This is a genomic window from Ruegeria sp. G12 (genome assembly GCF_056533565.1).
On sequence record NZ_JBQFOO010000002.1, the window covers coordinates 149,033 to 173,827 of the forward strand.

26 protein-coding genes are annotated in these 24,795 nt (G+C 61.2%); 10 read left to right on the top strand and 16 right to left on the bottom strand.

Annotated features, from left to right (window positions below; all coding sequences use genetic code 11):
* Positions 1 to 6: 6 nt before the first annotated feature.
* Together ACR0JN_RS04530 and ACR0JN_RS04535 are read right to left on the bottom strand one after the other, a co-directional pair.
* Positions 7 to 465, bottom strand: coding sequence for a DNA polymerase III subunit chi (locus ACR0JN_RS04530; protein ID WP_480884506.1), 459 nt, complete (start codon positions 463 to 465; stop codon positions 7 to 9).
* A 4-nt stretch (positions 466 to 469) separates the two neighbouring features.
* Entirely contained in the window at positions 470 to 1,936 is a 1,467-nt protein-coding gene (locus tag ACR0JN_RS04535; RefSeq protein ID WP_480884507.1) for a leucyl aminopeptidase, read from the bottom strand.
* A gap of 228 nt (positions 1,937 to 2,164) precedes the next feature.
* Between ACR0JN_RS04535 and lptG the strand changes: the two genes are divergently transcribed.
* From lptG to rsmA, 5 genes are all read left to right on the top strand, one after another.
* Positions 2,165 to 3,265 carry an LPS export ABC transporter permease LptG gene (lptG, locus tag ACR0JN_RS04540; protein WP_480884508.1) on the top strand — a complete coding sequence of 367 codons (1,101 nt, stop codon included), beginning with the start codon at positions 2,165 to 2,167 and terminating at the stop codon, positions 3,263 to 3,265.
* Positions 3,265 to 5,415: an LPS-assembly protein LptD gene (locus tag ACR0JN_RS04545; protein WP_480884509.1), complete on the top strand. Its 2,151-nt coding sequence runs from the start codon at positions 3,265 to 3,267 to the stop codon at positions 5,413 to 5,415. Before lptG ends, ACR0JN_RS04545 begins: the two co-directional genes overlap by 1 nt.
* A complete protein-coding gene (locus tag ACR0JN_RS04550) occupies positions 5,406 to 6,659 on the top strand; it encodes a peptidylprolyl isomerase (RefSeq protein WP_480884510.1) in 1,254 nt (417 codons plus the stop codon). The genes ACR0JN_RS04545 and ACR0JN_RS04550 overlap by 10 nt, the downstream gene beginning before the upstream one ends.
* Positions 6,656 to 7,621 carry a 4-hydroxythreonine-4-phosphate dehydrogenase PdxA gene (gene pdxA, locus ACR0JN_RS04555; RefSeq protein ID WP_480884511.1) on the top strand — a complete coding sequence of 322 codons (966 nt, stop codon included), beginning with the start codon at positions 6,656 to 6,658 and terminating at the stop codon, positions 7,619 to 7,621. The genes ACR0JN_RS04550 and pdxA overlap by 4 nt, the downstream gene beginning before the upstream one ends.
* A gap of 81 nt (positions 7,622 to 7,702) precedes the next feature.
* On the top strand, positions 7,703 to 8,545 hold the full coding sequence (gene rsmA, locus ACR0JN_RS04560) for a 16S rRNA (adenine(1518)-N(6)/adenine(1519)-N(6))-dimethyltransferase RsmA (RefSeq protein ID WP_480884512.1): 843 nt from the start codon (positions 7,703 to 7,705) through the stop codon (positions 8,543 to 8,545).
* A 54-nt stretch (positions 8,546 to 8,599) separates the two neighbouring features.
* Here the strand turns inward: rsmA and ACR0JN_RS04565 are convergent, their stop codons facing one another.
* The 3 genes from ACR0JN_RS04565 to prfA form a co-directional block, all read right to left on the bottom strand.
* Positions 8,600 to 9,184, bottom strand: coding sequence for a DUF4167 domain-containing protein (locus ACR0JN_RS04565; protein WP_480815396.1), 585 nt, complete (start codon positions 9,182 to 9,184; stop codon positions 8,600 to 8,602).
* A 239-nt stretch (positions 9,185 to 9,423) separates the two neighbouring features.
* Positions 9,424 to 10,269, bottom strand: coding sequence for a peptide chain release factor N(5)-glutamine methyltransferase (prmC, locus tag ACR0JN_RS04570; RefSeq protein ID WP_480815395.1), 846 nt, complete (start codon positions 10,267 to 10,269; stop codon positions 9,424 to 9,426).
* Positions 10,266 to 11,321, bottom strand: a complete 1,056-nt coding sequence (prfA, locus tag ACR0JN_RS04575) for a peptide chain release factor 1 (RefSeq protein WP_480885005.1) — start codon at positions 11,319 to 11,321, stop codon at positions 10,266 to 10,268. The genes prmC and prfA overlap by 4 nt, the downstream gene beginning before the upstream one ends.
* A gap of 63 nt (positions 11,322 to 11,384) precedes the next feature.
* Between prfA and ACR0JN_RS04580 the strand changes: the two genes are divergently transcribed.
* Positions 11,385 to 11,675: a hypothetical protein gene (locus ACR0JN_RS04580; RefSeq protein WP_480884513.1), complete on the top strand. Its 291-nt coding sequence runs from the start codon at positions 11,385 to 11,387 to the stop codon at positions 11,673 to 11,675.
* A 4-nt stretch (positions 11,676 to 11,679) separates the two neighbouring features.
* Here ACR0JN_RS04580 and ACR0JN_RS04585 read toward each other — a convergent pair whose 3' ends face one another.
* From ACR0JN_RS04585 to ACR0JN_RS04605, 5 genes are all read right to left on the bottom strand, one after another.
* A complete protein-coding gene (locus ACR0JN_RS04585) occupies positions 11,680 to 12,036 on the bottom strand; it encodes a DUF6404 family protein (protein ID WP_480884514.1) in 357 nt (118 codons plus the stop codon).
* A gap of 27 nt (positions 12,037 to 12,063) precedes the next feature.
* Positions 12,064 to 12,468 (bottom strand): DUF1499 domain-containing protein, encoded by a 405-nt coding sequence (locus ACR0JN_RS04590; protein ID WP_480884515.1) that lies wholly within the window; start codon positions 12,466 to 12,468, stop codon positions 12,064 to 12,066.
* Positions 12,469 to 12,526: 58 nt separating this feature from the next.
* Positions 12,527 to 13,474, bottom strand: coding sequence for an agmatinase (speB, locus tag ACR0JN_RS04595; RefSeq protein ID WP_480884516.1), 948 nt, complete (start codon positions 13,472 to 13,474; stop codon positions 12,527 to 12,529).
* A gap of 63 nt (positions 13,475 to 13,537) precedes the next feature.
* Positions 13,538 to 14,503: an agmatinase gene (gene speB / locus ACR0JN_RS04600; RefSeq protein ID WP_480815390.1), complete on the bottom strand. Its 966-nt coding sequence runs from the start codon at positions 14,501 to 14,503 to the stop codon at positions 13,538 to 13,540.
* Between the two features lie 12 nt (positions 14,504 to 14,515).
* On the bottom strand, positions 14,516 to 15,679 hold the full coding sequence (locus tag ACR0JN_RS04605) for a M20 aminoacylase family protein (protein WP_480884517.1): 1,164 nt from the start codon (positions 15,677 to 15,679) through the stop codon (positions 14,516 to 14,518).
* A gap of 66 nt (positions 15,680 to 15,745) precedes the next feature.
* Between ACR0JN_RS04605 and mazG the strand changes: the two genes are divergently transcribed.
* The 3 genes from mazG (at position 15,746) to ACR0JN_RS04620 (ending at position 18,056) form a co-directional block, all read left to right on the top strand.
* On the top strand, positions 15,746 to 16,603 hold the full coding sequence (gene mazG, locus ACR0JN_RS04610; RefSeq protein ID WP_480884518.1) for a nucleoside triphosphate pyrophosphohydrolase: 858 nt from the start codon (positions 15,746 to 15,748) through the stop codon (positions 16,601 to 16,603).
* A 65-nt stretch (positions 16,604 to 16,668) separates the two neighbouring features.
* Positions 16,669 to 17,610 carry a nucleoside hydrolase gene (locus ACR0JN_RS04615; protein ID WP_480884519.1) on the top strand — a complete coding sequence of 314 codons (942 nt, stop codon included), beginning with the start codon at positions 16,669 to 16,671 and terminating at the stop codon, positions 17,608 to 17,610.
* Positions 17,607 to 18,056, top strand: a complete 450-nt coding sequence (locus ACR0JN_RS04620; protein WP_480884520.1) for a GNAT family N-acetyltransferase — start codon at positions 17,607 to 17,609, stop codon at positions 18,054 to 18,056. The genes ACR0JN_RS04615 and ACR0JN_RS04620 overlap by 4 nt, the downstream gene beginning before the upstream one ends.
* Before the next feature lie 27 nt (positions 18,057 to 18,083).
* Here the strand turns inward: ACR0JN_RS04620 and ACR0JN_RS04625 are convergent, their stop codons facing one another.
* The 5 genes from ACR0JN_RS04625 to ACR0JN_RS04645 all read right to left on the bottom strand — a co-directional run bounded on the left by ACR0JN_RS04625 (position 18,084) and on the right by ACR0JN_RS04645 (position 22,213).
* Positions 18,084 to 18,254 carry a hypothetical protein gene (locus tag ACR0JN_RS04625; RefSeq protein WP_480815385.1) on the bottom strand — a complete coding sequence of 57 codons (171 nt, stop codon included), beginning with the start codon at positions 18,252 to 18,254 and terminating at the stop codon, positions 18,084 to 18,086.
* 325 nt (positions 18,255 to 18,579) lie between these two features.
* On the bottom strand, positions 18,580 to 19,857 hold the full coding sequence (eno, locus tag ACR0JN_RS04630) for a phosphopyruvate hydratase (protein ID WP_480884521.1): 1,278 nt from the start codon (positions 19,855 to 19,857) through the stop codon (positions 18,580 to 18,582).
* 135 nt (positions 19,858 to 19,992) lie between these two features.
* The gene (locus ACR0JN_RS04635; RefSeq protein WP_480884522.1) at positions 19,993 to 20,871 is read right to left on the bottom strand and encodes a DMT family transporter; all 879 of its coding nucleotides are present in this window, start codon (positions 20,869 to 20,871) and stop codon (positions 19,993 to 19,995) included.
* Positions 20,872 to 21,008: 137 nt separating this feature from the next.
* Positions 21,009 to 21,422, bottom strand: a complete 414-nt coding sequence (locus tag ACR0JN_RS04640) for a Fur family transcriptional regulator (RefSeq protein WP_480884523.1) — start codon at positions 21,420 to 21,422, stop codon at positions 21,009 to 21,011.
* An 86-nt stretch (positions 21,423 to 21,508) separates the two neighbouring features.
* The gene (locus ACR0JN_RS04645; protein WP_480884524.1) at positions 21,509 to 22,213 is read right to left on the bottom strand and encodes an endonuclease/exonuclease/phosphatase family protein; all 705 of its coding nucleotides are present in this window, start codon (positions 22,211 to 22,213) and stop codon (positions 21,509 to 21,511) included.
* A 188-nt stretch (positions 22,214 to 22,401) separates the two neighbouring features.
* On the opposite strand from ACR0JN_RS04645, the gene ACR0JN_RS04650 reads away from it, so the two are divergent.
* Positions 22,402 to 23,319, top strand: coding sequence for an adenylate/guanylate cyclase domain-containing protein (locus ACR0JN_RS04650; protein ID WP_480884525.1), 918 nt, complete (start codon positions 22,402 to 22,404; stop codon positions 23,317 to 23,319).
* Here the strand turns inward: ACR0JN_RS04650 and ACR0JN_RS04655 are convergent.
* Positions 23,295 to 24,713, bottom strand: coding sequence for a protein adenylyltransferase SelO (locus ACR0JN_RS04655; protein ID WP_480884526.1), 1,419 nt, complete (start codon positions 24,711 to 24,713; stop codon positions 23,295 to 23,297). The genes ACR0JN_RS04650 and ACR0JN_RS04655 overlap by 25 nt on opposite strands.
* Between the last annotated feature and the right edge of the window lie 82 nt (positions 24,714 to 24,795).

Sequence of the window (24,795 nt, forward strand, 5' to 3'; positions counted from 1 at the left end):
CGTCCCCTAGGCCTCGGCTTTTTTCTCCCACCGGCCCGATTCCTCGGACCAGTATTGCGCCGAACAGCCCGCGCCGGTCAGCGCCTTCCATTGGTCCCGCGCGTGCTGTTTGGCCTCGTCGTCATTGCCGTCGAACAGGATGCACACCCGTTCCAGCGCCGCCACTTCGTCCGGTGCGACCGGTGCGCCATCAACGGCCATCACGCATGCCGGGTCATTGGCGGCGTCGGGCCCGGTGGTCAGCAGGATCGGCTGCGCCGCATCATGCGGGCCGCCAGCCCGACCATGCGGCAGGAACCCGTCTTCGGGCCCCAGCCACAGCTTTTCGTCCAGCCAGTCCATCCGCGCCGGATCGGTGCCCCGCACGGCGATCCTCCACCCGGCCTGCCGGGCCTTGTCCAGCAGCACGGGCAAGGTGTGCTCCAGCGGCTGGCGGGTCAGGTGGTAGAAATAGACGGCCCCCATCCGGTTACTCGAAATTGTCCTGCACGAACCGGCTCAACGCGCGCACGCCCCAGCCTGTGGCTCCCTTGGGCGCATAGGAGGTCTCGGCAGACACCGAGGCCACGCCCGCGATATCGAGGTGAATCCACGGCGTTTCCTCTTTCACGAACCGCTGCAGGAACTGCGCCGCCGTGATCGAACCCGCAGGCCGTCCGCCCACGTTCTTCATATCCGCAATCCGGGATTTGAGTAGCTTGTCATAAGCATCGCCCAACGGCATCCGCCACGCGCCTTCATCCTCGGCTTTGGCCGATTTCAGGAAGGCATCGCAAAAGGTATCGTTGTTCGAGAAGACACCGGCATTCTCATGGCCTAGGCCAATGATGATCGCGCCGGTGAGCGTTGCCAGATCAATCATACCGACCGGCGCGAACCGATCCTGCGCGTACCACATAACATCGCACAGAACCAAGCGGCCCTCAGCGTCGGTGTTGATGATCTCGACGGTATCGCCTTTCATCGACTTTACCACATCGCCGGGACGGGTGGCGTTGCCTGAGGGCATGTTCTCGACCAGCCCAACCAGCCCCACGACATTGGCCTTGGCCTTGCGTTTAGCCAGCGCGCGCATAGTACCCGCAACGACGCCTGCGCCGCCCATATCCATGGTCATGTCTTCCATTCCACCCGCCGGTTTCAGCGAGATGCCGCCGGTGTCAAACACCACACCCTTCCCGATCAAAGCCAGCGGCGCATCGTCCTTGTCGCCGCCCTTCCACTGCATCACAACCACTTTCGACGGGCTGTCCGAGCCCTGTCCGACGCTCAGCAGGGTTCGCATACCGAGTTCGGCCAGCTTGTCTTCTTCCAGAACCTCAACCTCAAGCCCCAGCGATTTCATCTCGTCCAGACGGTCGGCGAATTCGGTGGTGGTCAGCACATTCGCAGGCTCGTTGGTCAGGTCGCGGGTCATGCGCACGCCATCGGCAACGGCGTAAAGCGGGGCAAAGGCGGCTTCGGCCTCGTCATGTTTCGAATGGCTGATCGTGACCGTTCCCGGGTCTTCGCTGTCCTTGGTCTTGTGCACATCGAAGTCATAGCTGCGCAGCGCGACGCCCATCGCCAGATCCTCGGTCCGGATCTGATTGCCCGCCATCACCAGCATGTCCTTGCCGCCCGCCAACTTGGCCAGCGAAGCCCCGGCCTTGCGCGCCTCGGCCGGTTCAGGACGGCGCGGAAGAACCAGAATGTCGAGCGCATCGGCCTCCATCCCCGCAGGCCACGCCAGCGAGATCACGTCACCGGTCTTGGCCTTGCCGAACTTTTCGCTTTCGACCAGCCGGGCGACGGCCCCCTTGGTCAGACGATTGGCGCGGCGGGCGGCGGGGCCCATCTTGCCCTCGGACGGGATGATGACCACCACACGCCCGGCGGCCTGCGCCATAGCGTCGACGTCAAAGGCCTGAAAACGGATTGATACCAGACTGCTCATTGCAAACTCCTGAAATTCTGTTCCCCAAGACCTAGCCCGCACCGCGCGGCTTGACCAGATAGCAGTTTTCCCCCGTCCGCATTTGCAGTAAGGTCGCGCAAAAATAACTGGCAGGTCCGGGGGAAAAGACGTGGCACGAAACGGCAGGCACGCGCCGTCGCGCATATTCAGATGCGGGGACGATTCTGGCCTGAACGCCCGTTTTCCAAGCCCCACGGGGGCATTCCCGTGATCCTTGACCGTTACTTCGCCCGCCGCTTTCTGCAAAGCTTCTTCGTCATCGGCGGCATTTTCCTGACCTTGATGATTCTGATCGACCTGATCGAACAGGTCCGCCGCTTCGACGATGTCGACCTGTCCTTCGGGCAATTGCTGCAACTGAGTCTACTGAACACCCCCGCCGCGATCAGCGAGATGCTGCCCCTGCTGGTGATCCTAGCGACCATCGCGCTGTTCGTCGGCCTGGCACGCAGCTCCGAACTTGTGGTAACGCGCGCCATCGGGCGGTCGGGCATCCGCGCTCTGGTTGCGCCGGTTCTGTTGGCCCTGACCATAGGCGCGCTGGCCGTGGCGCTGCTGAACCCGATCGCCGCCGCCACGTCCGAAGAGTTTCAGCGCCTGTCGGATTCCTATCGTAACAATGGCAGTTCCGCCCTGTCGATCAGCAGCGAGGGGCTGTGGCTGCGGCAGAGCGCCGAAAACGGTCAGGCGGTGATCCACGCACGAGGGACCTCGAACGGGGACAGTCTTGGGCTGGACGACGTGACCATCATCACCTTCGCCCGCGACGGCAAGCCAACCCAGCAGATCATCGCCGACCGGGCCCAGCTTGACGACGGCAAATGGGTGCTGACCAACGCCAAGGTCTGGAATCTGGAAGAAGGCCAGAACCCCGAGTTCAACTCGGCCCAGCACGAACGGCTCGACCTGCCGACATCGCTGACGCGCGACCGCATTCTGGACACGTTGGGTCAGAAGAACTCGGTCTCGGTCTACGATCTTCCGCAATTGATCAAAGACCTGCGCGAAGCCGGGTTTTCGACCAAGCAGTATGAGGTTTGGTTGCAGGTTCAGCTTGCCCGTCCGATCTTTCTGGTGTCGATGGTCCTGATCGGGGCCGCCTTCACCATGCGGCACGTGCGCTTTGGCGGCACTGGCATCGCAGTGTTGACGGCGGTGTTGCTGGGCTTCGCCATCTACTTCGTGCGCAACTTTGCGCAAATCCTTGGGGAAAACGGACAATTGCCCATCTATGTCGCAGCCTGGGCCCCGCCCTTTGCCGCAATTCTGCTGTCACTCGGCCTGCTTTTACATGCGGAGGATGGCTGATGCGGCACATCCTTACCCTGCTGTTGACAAGCGCGATGGCCTTGTCTGTTCCCGCTAGCCTTGCCGCCCAGACCACCCCGGCTGAGGCCGAGCAGGAACAGGACCAGCCCGCCCTGCTGGTCGCTGACCGTGTTTTCATCACCAATGACCGCAAGCTAGTGGCCGAAGGCAATGTCGAGGCATTTCAGGGCGATACCAAACTGTCCGCTCAGCGTGTGGTCTATGATCAGGAAACCGGAGAGCTTGTTCTCGAAGGCCCCATCCGAATTGATCAGGGCGGGCAATCGACCCTGCTGGCGAATTCGGGTGAGTTGGACAGCGGCATCCAGAACGGCTTGCTTATTGGCGCGCGGATGGTGTTCGATCAGCAGGTTCAGATCGCCTCGGTTCAGGCGAAACGGGCGGCGGGACGGTACACCCAGTTCAGCAAGGTCTCGGCCACGTCCTGCCATGTGTGCGAGAACGGACGACCGCCCCTCTGGCAGATCAGGGCGCGCAAAGTCACGCATGACCAATTGGAACGCCAGCTTTATTTTGAAGGTGCGCAATTGCGGGTTCTGGACCTTCCAGTGTTCTACTTCCCTTACCTGCGCCTGCCGGACCCGACGCTGGACCGCGCGACCGGGTTTCTGGTTCCGTCAATCCGCAGCACCTCGCAACTGGGAACCGGGGTTCAGGTTCCGTACTTCTTCAAGATTGGCGATCACAGGGACCTGACGTTGACCCCTTACGTGTCATCCAGAACCAAGACGCTGGGCTACCGCTACCGCCAGGCTTTCGTGAACGGTCGTATTCAGATCGAGGGCGCATTCACCCGCGACGACATCCAGCCGGATCAGGATCGCGGGTATCTGTTTGCAAACGGCTCTTTCAACCTGAAGAACGACTACCGCCTGTCCTTCAACCTGCGCACAACCTCAGATGACGCGTACCTTGCTGACTACGGACTGCCAGATTTTGACCGTTTGCGCAGTGAAATCGCGCTGGAACGGATCAAACGGGACACTGCATTCAGAACAAGCTTCATCCACTACGAGACCCTGCGCGACAGTGAGGATCAGGACGAAATACCGTCCCGTATCTTCGATCTGAACTACGAAAAACGCTTCTTCCCCAATGCAGTAGGCGGCGAAGTTCGCCTTGCCTTTATCGGCCATGCCCATGAACGCACCAGCGACACCGATATCATTGGGCGGGACATTGCGCGGGCCACATTCGACGCCGAGTGGCTGCGCAGTTGGACCTTTGCGTCCGGTCTGCGGGCGGATGCGCAGTTCGGGGCCTCGGTCGATACATTCGACATCCACAACGACAGCCAATTTCCCGATCAGGTCACACGATCCACCCCACGCGCGGCCCTGACCCTGCGCTACCCGATGACCCGGCGCGAAAAATCCGGGGCGACCCAGTTTCTCGAGCCGATCACGCAGGTCGGATGGACCCATGTCTCGAACACCGATGTGCCCAACGACGAAAGCACCTTTCAGGAATTCGATCAGGGCAACCTGCTATCCCTGTCCCGCTTCCCGGCAGAGGACCAGCGAGAGGATGGCACCACCGCCGTCCTGGGCGTGAACTGGGCCCGGTACGCAGCAGGCGGCTGGCAGGCTCTGGCGACGGTCGGTCAGGTGTTTCGGGCGGACGCGGACCCGAACTTCAACCTGACCTCGGGATTGCAGGGCACGTCGTCCGATGTGCTGCTGGCGGGGCAGATCAAAACCGCCAACGGCTGGTCTCTGGCAGGCCGCGGTCTGCTAAACGGCGATTTCAGCTTTGCCAAAGCAGAACTGCGCGGCGGTTGGCAACAGGAAGGTGCCAGATTGGTCGGCAGCTATATCTGGCAGGAGCCCGACCCGGCTGAGAACCTGAACGAAGAGATTTCCGAACTGCTGCTGCTGGGCAGCTATCAGGTGGATCAAAACTGGCGGACCGGGGGCCTCGCCCGTTATGATCTGAGCGAGTCCGAACCCCTTCGTCTGGGGCTGGATGTGACCTATCAGAACGAATGCGTTCAGGTTAACATGTCTGTCAGTCGTCGCTTTACTTCAACATCGACTATTGAGCCTTCGACAGAATTCGGCTTTACCCTGTCGCTAACAGGATACGCCCTTGAAGGCGGTGGTAAGACATACAAGAGAACATGCAGTTGATATCAGGTATCTTCAGGTTTCTTCGTTCACGCCAGCGCAAAGCGATCGCGCCGGTCCTGGCCACGGCGCTGGTCGCAGGTGTCACATCTCAGGGGACAGCACAAAGCCTGTTTTCGCCGGCGATCCGAGTAAATCAAGACATCGTCACATGGTACGAGCTGGAACAGCGCCAGCAGTTCCTGAACGCTCTGGGCGCACCCGGAGGGACCGAGGCCGAAGTGCGTCAGGCCCTGATCGACGACCGCCTGCGCAAACAGGCTATGCGCGAGGCTGGTATCCAGGCCGCCGCCGAGGATGTGCAGGTCGGGATAGATGAATTTGCGTCCCGAGGGCAGCTTTCGACCGAGCAGTTCCTGCAACTGCTGGCCGATCAGGGTGTTGATCCCGAAACGGTCCGCGATTTTGTAGCCGATCAGCTTTCGTGGCGCGACTATATCAGCGCTCGCTTCCTGTCACAGGCCCGACCGACACAGGACGAAATCAACCGCGCGCTTGGGCAAACCGGTGGTGGAGGGCTGCAGGTCCTGCTTTCCGAGGTCATCATACCGGTGAACCCGCAGACGGTGGCACAAACCGAGCTTCTGGCAGAAGAAATCTCGCAATTGGAAGGGTTCGATGCCTTTGCCGCTGCCGCAACCCAGTATTCCGCCGCAGCAACCCGCAACGATGGCGGTCGGCTGGACTGGCTGAACATCTCGAGCCTGCCGCCCGCACTGCAGCCGGTGATCCTGGGCCTGAAGGACGGAGAGATCACCGATCCACTCAGCCTGCCGAACGCTGTGGCGCTGTTCCAGATGCGCGGCCTGCGCGAAGTATCGACCGGCGCGCCGCGTTTCTCTGAAATCGACTATGCCATCTATTACCTGCCCGGCGGTCGCAGCGCCGAAGGCCTCGCCTCGGCCGCGCGGCTGCGGGAAGAAGTCGACACCTGCGATGACCTTTACGGCATCGCTAAGGACCAGCCCGCCGACGTGCTGGAGCGGATCACCGCCAGCCCCTCGGAAATCCCCCGCGACGTGGCGCTTGAACTGGCCAAACTGGACCGGAATGAGGTCTCGACAGCCCTGACCCGCAACAACGGGCAGACGCTGATGTTCCTGATGCTCTGCAACCGGACCCGCGATCTGGGCGAGGAAACCTCGCGCGAGGATGTGGCCAACGCCCTGACCCAGCAGCGCCTGCAGGCGTTTTCCGAAAGCTTGCTGGAACAGCTGCGGGCCGACGCCACCATCATCGAGCAATGACCGCCCCAATCGCGCTAAGCTGCGGTGATCCCGCCGGTATCGGCCCCGAGATCACAGCAAAAGCTTGGGACGCCCTGCGCGGCACCTGCCCGTTTTTCTATATCGGAGACGCGTCCCATCTACCCACAGGCACACCAACCCAACAAATCAGCGATGCCTCGCAGGCCATCGCGGCCTGCGCTTCGGCCCTGCCCGTTCTGCATAAGGCGTTTCCGGTGCAGAACACCCCGGGCCAACCCGCCCCGGAAAACGCGGCCTCAGTAATCGAAGCCATCGAAACCGGCGTCGCGCTAGTACAATCTGGGGCTGCATCGACCCTGTGCACGGCCCCGATCCATAAGAAAGCTCTGATCGACGGGGCCGGTTTCTCCTATCCCGGACATACCGAGTTTCTGGCCGCCCTCGCTGGCCAAAACCGCGTGGTGATGATGCTGGCCAGCGAACAGTTGCTCGTTGTCCCCGCCACGATCCACATCGCCCTGTCCGACGTGCCCCGCCAATTGACGCCGGACCTGCTGCTGGACACCATTGCCATCACCGCCGACGGCCTGCGCCGCCAGTTCGGCATCCCCCACCCGCGCCTCGCCGTGGCCGGGCTGAACCCGCACGCCGGTGAAGGCGGCAAAATGGGGACCGAGGAACTGGACTGGATCGCCCCGCTGCTGGCCGACCTGCAGCCCGATGGCTACACCGTCACCGGCCCGCATCCCGCCGACACCATGTTCCACGCCGCCGCCCGCGCCCGCTATGACGCGGCCATCGCCATGTATCACGATCAGGCCCTGATCCCGATCAAAACCCTGGATTTCGACCGCGGCGTGAACGTGACCCTTGGCCTGCCCTTCATCCGCACCTCACCCGACCACGGTACCGCGCTCGACATAGCGGGCCAAGGCATCGCCAACCCGACCAGCCTGATCGAGGCCCTGAAACTCGCCCACCGCATGGCCCAAACCCGCTGATGCTTCACCTGTCTGAAAATATCCCCGCCGGAGGCAAAAAACCTCTGGCGCACCGCCCCCAACCCACGCCACGATAACGGCATGAGCGCCATCGACACCCTCCCTCCGCTGCGCGAAGTCATCGCCGCCCACCAGTTGTCTGCCCGCAAATCGCTGGGGCAGAACTTTCTGCTGGACCTCAACTTGACCGCCAAGATCGCCCGGCAGGCCGGGGACCTGACCGAATGTGACGTGCTCGAGATCGGCCCCGGCCCCGGTGGCCTGACCCGGGGGTTGCTGTCCGAGGGCGCACGCAAGGTCGTCGCGGTGGAAAAAGACACCCGCTGCATCGCCGCCCTGAACGAGATCGCCGCCGCATACCCAGGCAGGCTCGAGGTGATCAACGGAGACGCGCTTGAAATCGACCCGCTGGCGCTCTTGACCCCACCGATCCGCATCGCGGCCAACCTGCCCTACAACGTGGGGACCGAGCTGCTGGTGCGTTGGCTTACCCCACCCGAATGGCCGCCCTTCTGGCAAAGCCTGACTCTGATGTTCCAGCGCGAGGTCGCTGAACGCATCGTCGCCCAGCCCGGCAGCAAGGCCTATGGGCGTCTGGCAATTCTGGCCCAATGGCGCGCAGATGCCCGCATCGCCATGTCCTTGCCGCCCGGAGCTTTCACGCCACCGCCCAAGGTCTCCAGCGCGGTCGTACACCTGACCGCCCTGCCCGAACCCCGCTACCCAGCCGACGCCGATACCCTGTCACGCGTCGTCGCTGCCGCCTTCAACCAGCGCCGCAAAATGCTGCGCGCCTCGCTGAAAGGCGTGGCCCCGGATATCGAAGACCGGCTGACCACCGCAGGGATCAAACCCACGGAACGGGCCGAGCAGGTCCCGCTTGAAGCGTTTTGCGCGCTCGCGCGGGAAATCCGCAAACCCTGAACGCAAAAAACCCGGCGCATCGACCGGGGTTTTTTGACGTATTTGTCTGGCGATTTACTCAGCGGCTTCTGACGTGTCGCCGTTATCGCTGGTGGCCTCTTCCTTGGCCGGTGCCGCTTTGGGTTTGCGGGTGCGCGGGCGGCGGGGCTGCTTTTCCTTGCGCTCGGCAGGCTCGCCATCGGCAGGTTTGTTCTGGCTTTCCGGCGTCTCGACCAGACCGCTTTCGGGCGCGGCCGTAGGCTCGGCAAAATCCATCACATCGGGCTGCGGGGCCTCGGCCGGGTCGGCCTGACGAGCGGCTTCGCGTTCCTGACGCTCGGCACGTTCGCGGTCGCGTTCGGCCTGACGTTCGCGGTTCTGACGCTCCTGCTCTTCGCGGCGCGCTTCAATCTCGCGCTGCGCTTCGCTCAGCATCCGCAGGTAATGCTCGGCGTGCTGCTGGAAATTCTCAGCCGCCACACGGTCATTCGACAACTGAGCGTCACGTGCCAGCTGATTGTATTTATCAATGATTTGTTGCGGCGTGCCACGCACTTTGCCCTCGGGGCCCGAGCTGTCAAAGACCCGGTTTACGACGTTGCCGCCGGAAGGACGATTGCGGTTATTCTTGGCCCGCGAGCGGGATTTAGAAGATCTCATCTTACTTTACGTCAGCCTTGTCGTTCACTGTCGATCAACCCGTAACTTGCACTGCTCAGAAGCTTGTCCCGTACCGTGTCATCGACTTTTTGGGCTTGGCGTCAGGGGTGTGCTGGAACGGCGTCAACCTCTCCGACTATTCCTGAGTAAACATGTCCGGCCCCCACAGACAAGAGGGTAATCGCCAATTTCGCAGGTTTTTTACATTCAACGGCGATTTTTGGCCTCAATCCTGCCGATCAACCCGGCATTGTTGCACCAACGACGCGATCCCTGCCGTCCAGATCGGGGATCACGCGGATATCTGCCAGCCCTGCCGCATCAAACAGCGCCGAGACATATTTTGCCTGCGTCGGGCCGATCTCGACCAGAATTCGCCCTCCCTGGGCCAAATAATCCGGCGCGTCGGCGGCTATGCGACGATATGCATCAAGCCCATCGCCCTCGTCGGTAAGCGCCAGTCGGGGTTCATGATCGCGAACTTCGGGCGACAGGTCATGCATTTCCGCCAGCGAGATATAAGGCGGGTTCGAAACGATCAGATCGAACGTGCCGCCCACCGCTGCAAACCAGTCCGATTTGCGGATTTCGACGCGGTCCTGCACCGCATGCAACACGGCATTGGCGCTGGCCTGCAGGCACGCGGCTTCGCTTAAATCCACCCCCAAACCCGATGCACTGGCCCGTTCCGCCAGCAAGGTGATCAGAATGCAGCCCGACCCGACGCCAAGGTCCAAAACATGGTCAAACGGCTGGCTGAGGGCGGCTTCAACCAGCGCCTCGGTCTCGGGCCGCGGGTCCAGCACGTCGCCGCTGACGCGGAAGCGGCGACCGTAGAACTCGCGCTCGCCCAACAGGTGCGACACCGGCACGCGGATTGCGCGGAGGGAAACCAACTGGTCGTACCGCTCGGCGATGTCCGGCGACAGTTCCTCGGGCGCGATCAGAGTTACGCGGCTGGCCTCGATCCGCGCAGCATGGGCCAGCAAGACGCGTGCATCCCGCGCCGGGTCCTCGACGCCTGCGGCACGCAAACGTGCCGTCGCAGCCACCATGGCCTGAGCTGCTGTCAACGCCGCAATCATTGCGCCATCTCCGCCAGCAGCCGCGCCTGATCATCCGCAGTCAACGCGTCGATCACCTCATCCAGATCGCCCTGCATCACCTGATCCAGTTTATAGAGCGTCAGGTTGATGCGGTGATCCGTCATGCGGCCTTGCGGGAAATTATATGTCCTGATCCGTTCTGACCGGTCGCCCGAGCCCACCTGACTGGCGCGATCGGCTGAGCGTTCGCTGTCGATCCGCTGCCGTTCCAGATCATAGAGGCGGGTTTTCAGCACCTGCATTGCAATCTCGCGGTTGCGGTGTTGGGATTTCTCGGAACTCGTCACCACGATGCCGCTGGGCAGGTGCGTGATCCGCACCGCCGAGTCGGTGGTGTTCACATGCTGCCCGCCCGCGCCCGAGGACCGCATCGTGTCGATGCGGATGTCATTGGCGTCGATCTGAATGTCCACATCTTCGGCCTCGGGCAGAACCGCCACCGTAGCCGCCGAGGTATGTATGCGACCGCCACTTTCGGTTTCGGGCACGCGCTGCACCCGATGCACGCCGGATTCGTATTTCATCCGGGCAAAGACGTTGTCGCCCTTGATATGGGCCACCACCTCTTTGATGCCACCAAGATCAGACGCTTGTTCCTCAATGATCTCGAACTGCCAGCCCCGCGCTTCGGCATAGCGCTGATACATCCGCAGCAGATCACCCGCGAACAGCGCCGCCTCATCGCCCCCGGTGCCAGGGCGGATCTCCAGCATCGCCGGGCGCGCATCCGCCGCGTCCTTGGGCAGCAGCGCCAGTTGCAAAGCATGCTCGGCCTCGGGGATCCGTGCCTGAAGCGTGGGGATTTCCTCTTCCGCCAGTTCCTTCATGTCCGGGTCGGCCAGCATCGCTTCGGCCTCGGCCAGATCGGCGACCAGTTGCCGCCACGCGGTGATCTGATCGACCACCGGCTTAAGGTCGGAATACTCCTTGGCCAGCGTCGCGATATCCCCGCCCGAAGCCCCATCGGCCATGGCCGCTTCGAGGTACTGGAATCGCTGTGTTATCTGTTCAAGGCGTTCTTCGGGGATCATCCGGGCGGTGTCTCTCAATCCGGGGCTTTGGTCAAGGGCCGTCGCTGTGCTAAGCTGCCGCGCATGAAACGAATTGCTCTTGTTTTAGCGCTGTGCGCAGCCCCTGCGATGGCCGATGTCTACGGGCCGAATGGTAAGGTTCAGGACTGTTATTGCACTGACAAGGCCGGCAGCCGCGTGGAACTGGGTGAGATGATCTGCCTGCAGGTCGATGGCCGCATGTTCATGGCGCAATGCCAGATGTCGCTGAACGTGCCCATGTGGCGCGAGGTGCAGGAGGGATGCTTGTCATCCGGTTTGCAGTCGGAGTGGCCCGAGCTTGAACCCTCGGCCCTCTCCCACGACGCAACCTAGTCAATCAAAGGTCTTGCCACCGGCTGAGTTGGTGCCGTTTTCTTTTGCGCCAGATCGTCATTTCTTGGAACGCTGTCATGACTGCGCCAAAGGCCAACGAAGCAACAACCAGCCGCAGGATAAGGCAGGACGGCGGGGTTCTGAGAATGTACATTGGTACCCCCCATAGGCCGCCAAACATTAGCGGGTCCCAGAACAGTCGTGAGGCCCTACTGCGATAGAAATCCGGTATCGGTTCAAACCCGGCTTTTCTGAGAAATCTGATAATCGGTGCGGGGTTACCGCGTTCTTGCAGACCGGCATATTCCAGTTCTGCGGTGGCACGTTGGAACTTTCTTTCATAATTGCTCATATTACCCATATGGGTATTTTGGCGCGCCTTTTCAACCTATTGGAGATTTTGCAACCACCCATCCACCCGCGCCGCGTTCACCCCGAAATCCCTGCGACCAAACCGCAACCGGCCATAAACGCGCAGGATGTCTCCGTCCTGCTGCGCCGTGGTATAGTCCGGAAATCCAATAACCTTGGTGCGCGTGACGTAGGTGATCATCTCATCCTCAACCGACCCCGCCAGCACGGTGGTTCGCGGCGCAGCGCGGGCGATGGCGTCAAGTGCCTCCAGCCCGTTCGGGCCGGTCTCAACGACCCGCAGCACCCCGCCGGGCATATCCCGGTTCGTGTCTCCTACCGGAGCGACATGCCAGCGATCAGGGTCAGACGGGGCTAGACGGATATACACCCCCAGCAAAACCACTCCCCCCAAAACCAGCAACAGCAGCACTTTTTTCATCCCTGACCCCGTCCCCTTTGCCCCAAACTATTTGGAAAGCGTACTGAGGCACACCACCCTACCGCGACGTCACACCGGGCAGGATGCACAACAGTTCGAACAGCAGGTTGGCGGCGGTCAGCGCCGTGTTGCCCGACGGATCATAGGGCGGAGAGACCTCGACCAGATCGCAGCCCACCACATTCGCCCCCGCCAATGCGTGGATCAGTTGCAGCGCCTGTGGAGTGGTCAAGCCGCCAATCTCGGGCGTACCGGTGCCGGGGGCATAGGCCGGGTCCAGGCTGTCAATGTCATAGGTGATGTAGAGCGGGTGATTGCCGACCTCTTTCCGGATCATCGTTCCGATGCCGGTCAGGTTCTGCTGCCACACCTCCCACGCCGGGAACTGTTTGAAGCCCCAACCCTTCGCCTCGGCAAAGTCGCTGGCGGCGTAGCCTGAGCCCCGGATGCCGATCTGATAGGTCTTGTCGGGGACGATCAGACCTTCCTCATAGGCGCGGCGGAAGACGGTGCCGTGGGTTTCACGCTCACCGAACATCTCGTCATTCACATCCGCATGGGCGTCCACATGGACCAGCGCCACGGGGCCATGTTTGGCCACCACAGCCCGCAGGATCGGCAGGGTGATCGAATGGTCGCCGCCCATCGCCACAGGGGTCACATCCTGCGTCAGAATGCCGTCATAGCTTTCGCGGATGATCTTCAGGCTATCGGCCAGCGAAAACGTGTTGATCGCCAGATCGCCGATATCGGCAATCTGCAGGCTGTCGAACGGGGCCGCCCCGTTGGCCATGTTATAAGGCCGGATCATCGCGCTTTCGCTGCGGATTTGTTTGGGCCCGAACCGGGTGCCCGACCGCCAAGAGGTGCCGATGTCCATCGGAATGCCCAATACCGCCACATCCAGCCCCTCAAGCGAGGACGCCTGCGGCAGCCGCATGAACGTATTCGGCCCGGAAAACCGCGCCAGATCGTTGCCACTGATGGGTTGGTTAAACTCGGTCATGCCCAGATGCCTCCTGTCCGGTCTTTTGGTTAACGTGATAGCGGAAGGATGGCTAACCAACGGTTAAGGCACCAGCTTGTTCCACCCCAGCAGGCAAATAATCTGCGTCGCCACATGCGCCCCGGCAATCGCCGTCGCGCCCGAGGTGTCATAGGGCGGAGACACCTCGACCACGTCGCCGCCCTTGATGTTGATTCCGGCGATGTCGCGCAGAATGATCTGCGCCTGGATCGAGGACAAACCGCCCCAAACTGGCGTCCCTGTGCCGGGCGCAAATGCCGGGTCCAAGCCGTCGATGTCAAAGCTCAGATAGACCGGGCTGTCACCGAGGATACCCCTGATCTTTTGCGCCACCGCAGCTGGGCCGCTTTCATAAACCTCGCGCGCGTCGATGATGTTGACGCCTAGCGTGTCCTCGTTCGTGGTCCGTATCCCCACCTGGACCGAGCGCTTGGGGTCCACGATCCCCGACTTCACCGCCTTGTAGAACATCGTTCCATGGTCCACGCGGGACATGTCATCATCGGCCCAGGTGTCGGTATGCGCATCGAATTGCAGCAGAGACATCGGCCCGTATTTCTCGGCATAGGCCTTCAGGATCGGGAAGCTGACATAGTGATCCCCACCCAACGCAACCGAGGCGACATCGGCCGCCAGAATGGTGCGGATGTGATCGGTCAGCGTGTCGGGAAAAGCCGGGATATTGGCATAGTCAAACGCCAGATCCCCATAGTCGATGACTGCCAGTTCGTTCAGCGCCTTGAATGGCCAGCCATAGGGCTCATCCGGCGATTGCAGGGTGCTCGCCTCGCGGATGGCACGAGGCCCAAGCCGGGTGCCGGGTCTATTGGTCACCGCCTGATCGAACGGGATACCGGTCACGGCAATATCTGCGCCTGTCAGGTCCTTGGTGTAAAGGCGGCGCAGGAACGAGGTCGCTCCGCCAAAGGTGTTCTCGTACGAGACGCCTTTCAGTTCGGGGTTGGTGAACGCCTCATCAACGTAGTTCTTCGAATCTTCCAGTGCCATGCTCTTGCCTCATCAGCCCAAAGGCTGCGCCTTTTCGACGATCCGCGCGAAGAAGGAGGCCCCAACCGGCGCGATATCGTCATTGAAATTATACTTTGGATGATGCAGCCCCGCGCCCTTACCCTGACCCAGAAACAGGTATGCCCCAGGTCGTTCCTGCAGCATGTAGGAAAAATCCTCGGCCCCCATATCGCGCCCCATATTGTCGACCACACGCTCGGGTCCTGAGACATCGCGCGCGACATCAGCGGCAAACGCTGCCTTCTCGGCGTCATTGATCGTGGCCGGATAGCCCACCTGATAATCCAGCACCGCCTCGACCCCGTACGAGGCCGCCTGCCCCGCCACGATCTGCTCCATCCGCTCCATCACCATCTTTTGCACCGCTGGATCGAAGGTGCGGACCGTACCGTTCAGGTAAGCCGTATCGGGGATCACGTTGTTGACGGTGCCGGTGTGGATCTGCGTGACCGAAACCACCAGATCTTCGACCGCATAGTGGTTCCGGCTGACGATCGTCTGGATCGCCTGCGCGATCCCGCACGCCGCCATTACAGGGTCGCGGGTTTCATGCGGCATAGCCCCGTGGCCACCGACGCCCTGTATGTTTATGTCAAACGTATCCACTGCCGCCATGATCGGCCCCGGTGCAGTATAGAATGCGCCCTCGGGATTGCCGGGATCGTTGTGCAGACCGTAGACCTGAGAGATGTCGAACCGATCCATGATGCCCTCTTCGACCATCACACCGGCCCCGCCGCCCTCTTCCTCGGCAGGTTGAAAGATCAGCGCGACACGGCCCGCGAAATTCCGCGTCTCTGCTAGGTACCGCGCAGCCCCCAGCAACATAGTGGTGTGCCCGTCATGGCCACAGGCATGCATCTTGCCGGCGTTTTTCGAGGCATAGGGCACGCCGGTCTCTTCGGGGATCGGCAACGCATCCATATCGGCGCGCAAGCCAATCGTGGGCCCCTCACCCTGCCCGTTGATAATCGCGACCATGCCGGTTTTGGCGATCCCCTCGTGCAACTCATCCACCCCAAAGTCGCGCAGCCGATCCGCCACGAAGGCCGCGGTTTCATGACATTCGAACTCCAGTTCCGGGATGGTATGCAGGTGCTGCCGCCACGCAGCCATATCATCGGCGTAATCGGCAATTCGGTTGACGACGGGCATCTGGGGTGGACTCCTGTTCCAGTCTGCGGAATGGATGCATCTGACACCGGAACGAAAGGGTTCGCAATGGCCGAAAATCCGCTGATCCACGACTCGGATGCTGGGATCGAGCGTCTGCTGGAAATCATGCGCCGACTGCGCGACCCCAATACCGGCTGCCCGTGGGACATCGAACAGGATTTCGGCACCATCGCCCCCTACACGATCGAAGAAGCCTATGAGGTCGCCGACGCTATCGAACGCGAAGCCTATGACGAGCTGAAGGGCGAGTTGGGCGACCTGCTGTTTCAATCCGTCTTCCACGCGCAAATGGCTGCCGAGGCCGGGCATTTCACCTTTCAGGACGTGGTGCGCAGCATGTCCGACAAGATGGTCACCCGGCATCCGCATGTGTTCGGCGACGAATCCCGCGAGAAATCGGCGGAACAGCAAACGGTTGATTGGGAAACCATCAAGGCCGCCGAACGCGCAGGCAAGGAACAAAAAGGCGCTTTGGACGGCGTGGCCGCCAACCTGCCCGCCTTGCTGCGTGCCCATAAGCTGCAGAAGCGCGCCGCCCGCGTGGGGTTCGACTGGCCCGATGCCAGCCATGTGCTGGCCAAGATCACCGAGGAAGCTGCGGAACTGGAAGAGGCCCGCAACAGCAAGGACGCCGACGCCCTTGAAGATGAGTTCGGGGATCTGCTGTTCGTCATGGTCAATCTGGGCCGCCATCTAGGCATCGAACCCGAGGCCGCCCTGCGCCGCACCAACGCCAAATTCACCCGCAGGTTCGAACAGGTTGAGGCCCGGCTGGCTGCGCGGGGCAAGCTGCCAACGGATAGCACCCTGGAAGAAATGGATGCGCTCTGGGATGAGGTCAAAACCGAGGAACACCGCGCCAACGGCAAACTCCCGCCGGTAAGCACGGCTGCTGACACGTAAAACGGGTGGACAAGCGGGGCGGCACTTGCGAGTGTCCGCGCTCTACGCCCTCCGGGAGACAGGCCATGGCACCGCGCAAGATCATCATAGACACCGATCCCGGGCAGGACGATGCCGTCGCCATCCTGCTGGCCCTTGCCAGCCCGGAAGAGATCGAGGTGCTGGGCATCACCGCCGTCGCCGGAAACGTGCCGCTAGAACTGACCGCCAAGAACGCGCGCATTGTGTGTGAACTGGCCGGTCATACCGACATTCCCGTCTATGCAGGGTGCGACCGCCCTCTGAATCGTCCGCTGGTTACGGCGGAGCATGTGCATGGGAAGACAGGGCTGGACGGGCCGGTTCTGCCCGACCCTCAGATGCCGTTGGCCGATGGGCACGGGGTGGATTTCATAATCGACACCTTGCGCGCGCAGGAGCCGGGGACAGTGACGCTCTGCCCGCTGGGGCCCCTGACCAATATCGCGACCGCCTTTCAGAAAGCACCCGATATCGTTGATCGGGTTCAGGAAATTGTGCTGATGGGTGGCGCGTATTTCGAGGTTGGGAACATCACTCCGGCGGCTGAGTTCAACATCTATGTCGACCCGGAAGCCGCTGATATCGTGTTTAAATCCGGCGCTCATATCGTGGTCATGCCTTTGGATGTCACCCATGATGCGCTGGTCACCCCACATCGCAACGACGCGTTCCGAGCGCTGGAGTCCAAAGTAGGACATGCCGTCGCCGAGATGACCGATTTCTTCGAACGCTTCGACAAGGAAAAATATGGCTCGGAAGGCGCCCCGCTGCACGACCCCTGCGTCACTGCGTATCTGATCCGCCCCGAACTGTTCTCGGGCCGCCACATCAATGTTGAGATTGAAACCCAGTCAGAATTGACCCTGGGCATGACAGTGGCGGACTGGTGGCGGGTCACGGACCGCGCGCCAAATGCCATGTTCATGGGCGACGTAGACGCTCAGGGCTTCTTCGACTTGCTAACAGAAAGACTGGCCCGACTATGAGCGCTGCACTCCGCCTCGCCCGCCCCGAAGATCTGGACCGCCTGATGGCGCTTGTGTCGGCCTTTCACGCTGAACAGGGCATCGAACAAGACGCAGACCAGCGCCGCGATGCGTTGTTGCCACTGCTCAAGGGCATCCCCCACGGCTGCGTCTATCTGATCGGTCCGGGGCGTGCGCCGCTTGGCTACATCATCCTGACCTTCGGCTGGTCGGTCGAATTCGGAGGGATGGACGGCTTCGTCGACGAAATCTACATCCGCCCCGCCGTTCGCGGCCGCGGGATCGCGACCGAGGTTTTGCTGGATCTCCCCAAAGCGCTGGCCGAGGCCGGTCTGACCGCCCTGCATCTGGAAGTGGACCGTAAGAACGAGTCAGCGCAAAAGCTGTACCTGAGTACCGGTTTCAAACCCCGCGACCGGTATATGCTAATGAGCCGGAAGCTCTGACAGCATCACTGACAGGACAAAGTCGGATCAGCGCGATTCCCCGCGGAAGATCATCGACTGATTGTAGCTCATCTCATGAACCGGATCGTCCGCCGACACCTTCTGTCCGGTGATCGGGTATGTGCCGGGCGCTGAGCAGGCCGCCAGAAAAACAGTGCTGATAACTGATGCAACAAGAATGAATTTCGAACCAGTCATGATGTTCCCCTTTTCTGTAATAGCGTCAGGATAGGAAACAGTGCGCCTTGGCTAATAGGTAAAAGTTCACACAAAAGTTATATAAAATCTTCTGCGCTGAGGCTTATTGATGATTTTCGGCTGAAAAACAAAGGCTAAGGGAAACAATAAATTTCACATCTTCTTCGCTGGACCCGCGTTTCCGAAGCAAAAATTTCACCCAAAAAGAGACGGGAGAACAGCATCTTCCCGCAAAGCGAGAGCATAATTCTAATCATGCTCAAAGAAAACGCCGGCCCGCTTGGGGCGGTCCGGCGCTCTGGCTTCCATGTTGATCTGCTGGCACTCAGCGCTTGAGGATCGACGCCCCCGCATATTCCGCGACCTCGCCCAGCGACTCCTCAATACGGATCAGCTGGTTGTATTTGGCCAACCGGTCCGACCGCGCCAGCGAGCCGGTTTTGATCTGACCGCAGTTCGTCGCCACCGCCAGATCGGCAATCGTAGCGTCCTCGGTCTCGCCCGAGCGGTGGGACATCACGTTGGTATACCGCGCGCGGTGGGCCATATCGACAGCGCGGAGCGTCTCGGTCAGCGAGCCGATCTGGTTCACCTTGACCAGCATCGAGTTCGCACAACCGCGGTCGATCCCTTCGGCCAGACGTTCCGGGTTGGTCACGAACAGGTCGTCGCCTACCAGTTGTACTTCATTACCGATAGCGTCCGTCAGGGCTTTCCAGCCGTCCCAGTCATCCTCGGACATGCCGTCCTCGATCGAGATGATCGGGTAATCGTTGACCAGCGCGGCCAGATAAGCGGCGTTTTCGTCGGATGTCAGCGAAATGCCCTCGCCTGCCAGAACGTATTTGCCGTCCTTGAAATACTCGGTCGCGGCGCAATCGAGGGCCAGATGGATTTCCTCACCCGGCTTGTAGCCTGCCTTTTCGATGGACTTCAGGATGAAATCCAGCGCCTCGCGCGTGCTGGCAATGTTCGGGGCAAAGCCGCCCTCGTCGCCCACACCGGTGGCCAGACCCGCCGCCGACAGTTCCTTCTTCAGCGTGTGGAAAACCTCGGAGCCAATGCGCACCGCCTCGCGGATATTGCTGGCCGAGGTCGGCATGATCATGAATTCCTGAATATCGATCGGGTTGTCCGCGTGTTCACCGCCATTGATGATGTTCATCATCGGCACCGGCAGAACCCGCGCCGAAGTACCGCCAACATAACGATACAGAGGCTGCGTGGTGAAATCCGCCGCTGCCTTGGCCGTGGCCAGTGAGACACCCAGAATGGCGTTTGCACCCAGACGGCCCTTGTTCTCGGTCCCGTCCAACTCGATCATCGCTTGGTCGATGGCCACCTGCTCGGTCGCGTCGAAACCCACCAGTTCCTCGGCAATCTCCCCGTTCACGGCGGCCACGGCTTCCAGAACGCCCTTGCCCATGTACCGCGCTTTGTCACCGTCGCGCTTTTCCACCGCCTCATAGGCCCCGGTCGACGCGCCCGAGGGCACGGCGGCGCGGCCCATGGTGCCGTCTTCCAGAATCACGTCCACCTCGACCGTCGGGTTGCCCCGGCTGTCCAGAATTTCGCGTGCGTGGATGTCGATGATCGTGCTCATGAGGCCGTCCCTATGGCTGCATTCGGTTGCACGCGTCATAGCAGCAACCGGCGAAAAGTAAACCGGTCATGTTATCGCTAACACTCATATTTGCAGCCTTTAGGGCTAACACGCGCCTGTTTGCGCCAACAGCGATCAGGCGGTGGCCATCTGCCGCGCCAGACGGCGTTCGCGGACAAAGGTGTAAAGACCCGACCCGATGATCAGCGTCGCCCCGGCCAGCGTCATCGTATCGGGGCGTTCGTTGAACATCAGCACGCCCGCAATCATCGAAAAAACCAACCGCGTATAGCGGAAGGGCATCATGGCTGAGGCCTCGCCCACCCGCATCGCCGCAACGATGCCGTAATAGCCCAACATGCTGAAGATCACCGCCGCCAGATAAGGACCGACCTGCGCCGATTGAATCGGAGCATAAGATTGCCCTGTCGAAACCATCAGCACAGCCCCCGCCAGGATTGCGGCAACGTAAGCTTGCATCGCCACGACCGAGGACGCCACACGCGCATCAATTTTGCGGGTGATCAGGTCGCGCGCAGCGATCAGGAACACGGTCGCGACAACCAAGAGTGTTTCGGGCTGGAATCCGTCGAGGCCCGGACGAATGATCATCAACACTCCGATAAAGCCGACACCAATCGCGCTCCACCGCCGCCAGCCTACTATTTCGCCTAGAAATAACGCAGCACCCATTGTCACAGCCAGCGGCAGCGCCTGAAACACAGCGGCAACCGTGGACAGATCGATCAAAGACAACGCGGTCACAAACAGCACCGCGCCCACGCCCTCGGACGTAGCGCGCGCAAGCGGCAGCAAGGCCCACGCAGCGGGATCGAAGATCCGCTTGCGCGTGGTCAGCGACATCAGCGCAAAGGCCAAACCGCAGAAAACGCCCAACGCAATCAGAATCTGCCCGGTCGGCACAGTTGCCGACAGGTGCTTGATAAACATATCCTCGATTGCAAAAGCTGCCATCGATCCGACAAGCAGCAGAATGCCGTTTACGTTGTTCATGTATTTGTCCGCAGGAACCGGCGGCCTCATTTGCCGTCCGTCAAAACAGCTAAGCCGCATGCATATTTAGGAAGCAAGCGTAATCACATCGCCACTGATGAATTATCTTGCTGAGACCAATCGCGTTTTGTGATGGATCAGTCCCGTTTGAGCGGCACCCCGTACAGCTCTAACCGGTGGCCTTTCAACTGATACCCCAGCTTTTCCGCGATCTTTTCCTGTAGCGCTTCGATCTCGGGGTCGACAAATTCGATCACTTTGCCGGACTGCATGTCGATCAGATGGTCATGGTGGTCCCGCTCGGCATCTTCGTAGCGCGCGCGCCCGTCGCCGAACTCCAGACGTTCAAGAATTCCGGCCTCTTCGAAAAGTTTCACCGTGCGATACACAGTGGCAATCGAAATCCCGGAATCTATGGCCGAGGCGCGCCCGTACAGTTCTTCGACATCCGGATGGTCCTCGCTCAGTTCCAGAACCTGCGCGATGGTCCGCCGCTGGCCAGTCATGCGCAGCCCTTTGGCTTCGCAGCGCGCGATGATCGAATCCTTCATGATGCCCCTCAGGAACTACTCGGGTTTCTGTCTTAGTATGTCTGCGCGCCCAGCGCCACAGGGATTCGTTTGAAACGGCAAGGGTTTCAGGCGCTGCGCCGCAAATCTGCCCAGACCGGCAGATGGTCCGAGGCGATATGGGCCGGGCGGTCTTCGTGCACGCCATGCGCCAAGGCTTCGACCCCCTGTCCCAACGCGATCCGGTCCAGCGCGCCCAATGGCTGCGCCGCCGGAAAGCTGGGCCTGGGCGGCAAAAACCGCATCTCGGGCGCGAGGTTGTCCAGCACCGGTTGGCGCGACCATTCGTTGAAATCACCCGCCCAGACCGTCGGCATCCTGTCCAGCGCTGAATCGCATCGCCGAAGATGCGAGATTTGCTGACGCCGCGACGCAGGGATCAGCCCCAGGTGCAGCCCCATGACCCGCAACGGCCCGATCAGTGTGTCGAACTCGACCCGCACCGCACCGCGCGGCTCTAACCCCGGCAATTCGTGATGTGCTGTCTGCCGAACCGAGATACCCTGACCCCGCCAGATCACAGCGTTGCCATGCCACCCCAGGCTGCCCGCACCGCCCAGATCCACAATCTGCCACCCCGCCTCATCAAGCATGAAATGCGGCAGCGCCGCGGGGCGGGGCGGCAGGCGTTTGTCGGCCTCTTGCAAGACCACGATGTCGGCCTGCATCTTGTCCAGAACCTGCAGGATGCGCTGTGGCTGACGGCGGAAATCCAACCCGACGCATTTCTGAATATTGTAGCTGGCAAGGCGCAGGGTACGGGAACTGGTCATCGGCATCCGGTTTAACAATCAAATGCAAGGGTGCCAAACTCAACGCCCGGCGCAACCTGATTTTGCTATACCTCGCGTTTTCGTCACATCGGCGCGGGGAACTTCATCCAACGCCCACAGAAACGACATAAAACCGTGTACAGATCATCCTGCACCGCTAAACTGCGCCAAAAAAGGGAATGCAGGTTTTGGACGCCAACTCCAGGTTCGCCACCATGGTCATCGCCGATATTTCGGGAAGCACACCGCTGTATCAGGCTGTGGGCGATGATGAGGCGCAGCGGCTGCTTCAGCTTGAAATCGACCGGCTGCGGACTGTGATGCTGGAATTTGGCGGCATACCCGTGGGCCAGAAAGGCGACGATGTCCTCAGCTATTTTGACGACCCGAATGCGGCGGTTTATGCGACCCTGCAGATGATTGAACGCCCAGCCGAAGCGCCGGTCTCTGTTCATGTCGGCGTGCATAGCGGGCCAATCGTCGTGGCCGAGCGTGGTATCTATGGCGAGGCCGTCAACGTCACCGCCCGCCTGTCCACCGCCGCAAACCCGCGCGAGGCTTGTATCAGCGACGACGTCGCCTCGATGCTGTCACCCGAACTTCGGCAGCTTCTCAAGCCGCTTGGCGGGCTCACCCTGAAAGGGCTGAGCGAGCCGGTCACCGCATATTCGCTGGTCAACTCTGTGCTGGACCCGTCAACGCAAACCCGTTTGCCGCTGGATTTCGGCCGGACCGAAAGCAACCTGCAGGGTGGCGATACCCTGACTTTGATTCTCAGCTACAAAGACCGTGCCTGGCGCTGCCGGAACGATGGTGAGTTTAAACTGGGCCGGTCGTCCGACTGCGACGTCGTGCTGCCGCAGCCATGGGTTTCAAGGCTGCATGCAGTTCTGAGCATGAAAAGCGGCAAGCTGTTTCTGACGGATCGCAGCACATCGGGCACCTATGTAAAATCGGAAGGCGGCCAGGAAATCCAACTGAAACGCGAAACGATCATGCTGACCAGCAGCGGTCTGATTTCGCCCACCCTGCCCATCGAACAGTCCGAAGCCTGTTTGCGATTTGACCTTATCGGTCGCCCTCAGGTTCCGCAGAACGTGGCCTGAACCACCTCGTTTACCGTAGGGGGCCGTGCCAAGTCGGTCTGGTCCGGTTGATCCTCGTAAGGTTTGGTAAGCACGGTATTCAGCCGGTGAAACGGTGCATAGTCTCCGGCAACTGCGGCCTCGATCATCTGTTCGATCCGGTGATTGCGCGGGATGTAGGCCGGGTTGGCGGAGGCCATGACTTGATGCGGGTCGTCCTCGCGCTGAAGCCGCGCCTGCCAGCCCTCTGACCAGCTATCAAACGCATCGGGATCGGTGAACTGGTCCCGCGTATTATCGCTGCCCAAAGCCCGGAACGTATTGGTGAAATCGGCCTGATTCTGCGCCATTCGGGTCAGCAGGTCCGAGATCATCTCAAGGTCGTCCTCCTCGGCCGTCGCCAGACCGATCTTCGCGCGGAACCGGGCCAGCCAGTTCTGCTGCAGCAGGTCGGGCATGGCGTGGACGATCTCGGTCGCTTCCTCGACTGCGGCCTCTTTGTCTTCATATTGCTGGATCAGAGCCGTCGCCAGTTGGGCGAGGTTCCACACGGCAATGTCGGGCTGGTTGGAATAGGCATAACGCCCCATCCGGTCAATCGAGCTGTAGACCGTGTTGGGGTGATAGCTGTCCATGAAGGCGCAAGGCCCGTAGTCGATGGTCTCACCGGCAATCGAGCAATTGTCGGTGTTCATCACCCCGTGAATGAAGCCGACGTTCATCCACCCGGCGATCAGCCGCGCCTGCGCATCCCGCACCGCGCGCAGCAGGCCCATCGGTCCTTCGGCCTCTGGGTAGTGGCGCGCAATGGCATAGTCGGTCAGGCGTCGCAGGCTATCCAACTGACCGCGCGCGGCAAAGACCTGAAACGTGCCCACCCGCAGGTGGCTTTGCGCCACGCGGGTCAGAACCGCACCTGGCATCGGGCCTTCACGCAGAACCACCTCACCCGTTTCAACGGCGGCGAGTGCACGCGTGGTTGGGACGCCCAGCGCATGCATGGCCTCGGACACCACGTATTCCCTGAGGACAGGCCCCAGCCACGCCCGCCCGTCTCCCTGTCGCGAGAACGGCGTGGGGCCGGAACCCTTAAGCTGAATGTCGCGGCGGATGCCGTCGGTTCCCACGGTCTCGCCCAACAGCACCGCGCGCCCGTCGCCAAGCTGCGGGTTATAGTGCCCAAACTGATGCCCGGAATAAAGCTGCGCCAGCGGCTCGGCCCCTCTTGGCAGGGTGTTCCCGGAGAAGGCCTCGGCCATCTCCTGCACGTCACCAGGAGAGACCCGCAAAAGCCGCGCGAGGTTCTCGTTGAACGCGATCATCTGCGGCGCGCGCACCGGAACAGGGGCTTGCCGTGCGAAAAATCCGTCCGGCAGGCGGGCATAGGAGTTGTCAAAGGGGATCGTCAGGGTCATGTCGCAAACATATGCCCCCTGTGTATGATTGCCATAGCGGATCGCGCGCGTGCGTGCATAATCGCCCAGACCCACGAGGACT